The 2,816-nt window shown below is 61.9% G+C and carries 4 protein-coding genes; all 4 read left to right on the top strand.

The window, feature by feature from the left end; all coding sequences use genetic code 11:
* Nucleotides 1-381, top strand: a 381-nt coding sequence (locus HX846_RS26945; protein WP_256739985.1) for a LysR substrate-binding domain-containing protein, incomplete at its 5' end; no start/stop codon positions are given.
* Nucleotides 382-433: 52 nt separating this feature from the next.
* Nucleotides 434-1,432 carry an NAD(P)-dependent oxidoreductase gene (locus HX846_RS26940; protein ID WP_003213003.1) on the top strand — a complete coding sequence of 333 codons (999 nt, stop codon included), beginning with the start codon at nt 434-436 and terminating at the stop codon, nt 1,430-1,432.
* A 118-nt stretch (nt 1,433-1,550) separates the two neighbouring features.
* Nucleotides 1,551-2,378, top strand: a complete 828-nt coding sequence (locus HX846_RS26935) for a hypothetical protein (RefSeq protein ID WP_003213005.1) — start codon at nt 1,551-1,553, stop codon at nt 2,376-2,378.
* A 156-nt stretch (nt 2,379-2,534) separates the two neighbouring features.
* On the top strand, nt 2,535-2,816 hold a 282-nt coding region (locus tag HX846_RS26930), incomplete at its 3' end, for an AGE family epimerase/isomerase (protein ID WP_178966447.1).

The raw sequence follows: 2,816 nt of genomic DNA, 5'->3' as shown, positions 1-2,816 counted from the left end.
GCGTTTGTCGCCCGGCACTTTCCCGAGGGCGTGCGGGCCGATCAACTGGCCCGCACGCCGGCGCTGGTGTTCGGCCCGGATGATTTCCTGCAGCATCGCTACCTGGCGTCCCTGGGCGTCGACGGTGGTTTCGAACACCATTTATGCCCCTCGTCCGAAGGTTTTATCCGCCTGACGGAAGCCGGATTGGGCTGGGGCCTGGTGCCCGAACTGCAGGTGCGCGACCAGCTGGAAAAGGGCGTGTTGGTGGAGTTATTGCCAGATAAGCCGATCGATGTGCCGCTGTACTGGCATCATTGGCGCAGTGGTGGACAATTGCTGGGCCTGCTGACGGATCATCTGGCACACACAACGGGGCAATGGTTGGTGCCGTTGGAGTGATGGCCAGCGTCAAGGCAACAGCGATGAAAAACGAAAGAATGCGGAGTAAGTCATGAAAATTCTGGTCACCGGCGCAAGCGGCTTCATTGGCGGGCGCTTTGCGCGTTTCGCCCTGGAGCAGGGCCTGGACGTGCGGGTCAACGGGCGGCGGGCCGAAGGTGTGGAACACCTGGTACGGCGCGGCGCCGAGTTTATCCAGGGTGATTTGAATGATCCGGACCTGGTGCGCGAGCTGTGCCGCGACGTCGAGGCCGTGGTGCATTGCGCCGGGGCCGTGGGGCTGTGGGGGCGTTATCAGGACTTCCACCAGGGCAATGTGCTGGTTACCGAAAACGTGGTGGAGGCCTGCCTCAAGCAGCGGGTCGGGCGCCTGGTACATCTGTCTTCGCCGTCGATCTACTTCGACGGCCGTGACCACCTGGGCTTGACCGAAGAACAAGTGCCCAAGCGTTTCAAGCATCCGTATGCAGCCACCAAATACCTGGCGGAGCAAAAGGTGTTTGGCGCCCAGGAGTTTGGCCTCGAAGTGCTGGCCCTGCGCCCGCGCTTTGTCACGGGGGCCGGCGACATGAGCATCTTCCCGCGCCTGTTGAAGATGCAGCGCAAGAACCGCCTGGCGATTGTCGGCGATGGCCTGAACAAGGTCGATTTCACCAGTGTGCACAACCTCAATGAAGCCCTGCTCAGCAGTTTGCTGGCGACGGGCTCGGCGTTGGGCAAGGTCTACAACATCAGCAACGGTGCCCCGGTGCCGGTGTGGGATGTGGTGAACTACGTGATGCGACAGATGGACATGCCTCAGGTCACCCGTTATCGGTCCTACGGCTTGTCTTACAGCGTTGCGGCGCTCAATGAAGCTTTCTGTGCCATGTGGCCAGGGCGCCCGGAACCGTCTTTGTCACGGCTGGGCATGCAGGTGATGAACAAAGATTTCACCCTCGACATCACCCGCGCACGGCATTATCTCGACTACCAGCCCAAGGTCAGCCTGTGGGCGGCCCTCGACGAGTTCTGCAGTTGGTGGAAGGCCCAGGACGTGGGACTTAAATAACCGGCAACACACCGGGAACCGAATTTGCGAACCCGGGTCGATCAGTGCGGCAGGTCGGGGGTTTATACTCCGACGCCTGGCTATCCATATGCCACCTCAAAGGATTTAAGGTTGATTCATGCGTAACGATGCTAACGACGACTTCGACAACGTTCCCAGCCTGCGGGCCGACACCTCGGACGACGATGATTTCGAGCCCACGCCGGCTACCTCCGTGCGCTCCCGGCCTGCGCCGGTTGTCAAGGTCAAGAGCGCCAGTACCGGGCCGCTGTGGGCATTGGTCGGTGCGCTGCTGTTCGCCTTCGCCGGCCTTGCCTGGTGGAGCTTCCAGCAGATTTCCCTGATGGGCCAGCAACTGGTGGCGACCCAGGAAAGCTTCGCGCGCATCAGCGAGGAAGCGGCGGGGCGCCTGCAGGATATTTCCGGCAAGGTGGTGGCCAGCGAAGCCAATGTGAATAATGGCAGCGAGGCCCTGAAACTGCAGATCAAGCAGCTGGAGACCCAGTTGCTGGAGCAGGGCAAGCAGCAGATGGGCGTGGCCGGCCAGGCAACTGACCTGGACAAGCGCCTGGAGCAGATGACCGCCAGCACGACCCAGCTGTCCAGTGCCAACGCGCAATTGCAGGGCCAGGTCCAGGCGCTGACGGAGGCGGTGGCTACCCTCAAGTCCCGGGACGCCGAGTTCAAGGACCTCTCCGCCGACGTCGCAGCCCTGAAAAAACAGGGCAACCCCACGGCCGCCATCGCCCGCCTGGAGCAGGACCTTGTGGTCCTCAAGAGCGAACTGGACAACCGCGCCGCGGCTTCCGACGGTCCGTCCACCAAGGAGTTCGACGTGTTCCGCATCCAGACCACGCGTAACGTCACTGCCTTGCAAAGCCAGGTGCAGAACCTGCAGCAGCAGATCAACCAGCCGGCCCGGATCACCCCTCTCGGGCAGCAGTGATGTGAGGTGCTGCAGGCGTCACTACACATGACGCCTGCAGGCCTTGGCACAATCAATGTCACCAATCGGTGACATTTCCCGTCTCCTTCGTTACTTGCCCTCGCGCCGCCCTTGTTTAGACTCCCGTCATCCCGCACATAATAAAAAGGGCTAATCATGACCACGCAACCACTGCCTGCCAGTAGTTGGCTGAACGCACCTGCCCATCACGCCTGGCTTGCCACTGAAGGCCAGCGCCTGCTGTCATTCGCCAAGGCTTCCAGGCTGCCTGACGGCTTCGGCAACCTCGACGATCACGGTGTTTTGCCGCCCGATGCCGTCGCTGAAACCATGAACACCGCCCGTATGACCCACAGCTTTGCCATGGCCCATGGCCTGGGCCTGCCAGGTTATGCCGACCTGGTGGAACACGGCGTCGTGGCCCTCAGCGGCCCGCTG

It is taken from the genome of Pseudomonas sp. K5002 (assembly GCF_013386655.1).
Classification (GTDB): Bacteria; Pseudomonadota; Gammaproteobacteria; order Pseudomonadales; family Pseudomonadaceae; genus Aquipseudomonas.
The sequence above is the reverse complement of the archived record's forward strand: the minus strand, read 5'-3'. Positions and strand labels throughout refer to the sequence as shown.

Coding starts and splice junctions, on each gene's coding strand:
- HX846_RS26935 (WP_003213005.1), top strand. CDS start 1,551: ATGCGTAACGATGCTAACGACGACTTCGACAACGTTCCCAGCCTGCGG.
- HX846_RS26940 (WP_003213003.1), top strand. CDS start 434: ATGAAAATTCTGGTCACCGGCGCAAGCGGCTTCATTGGCGGGCGCTTT.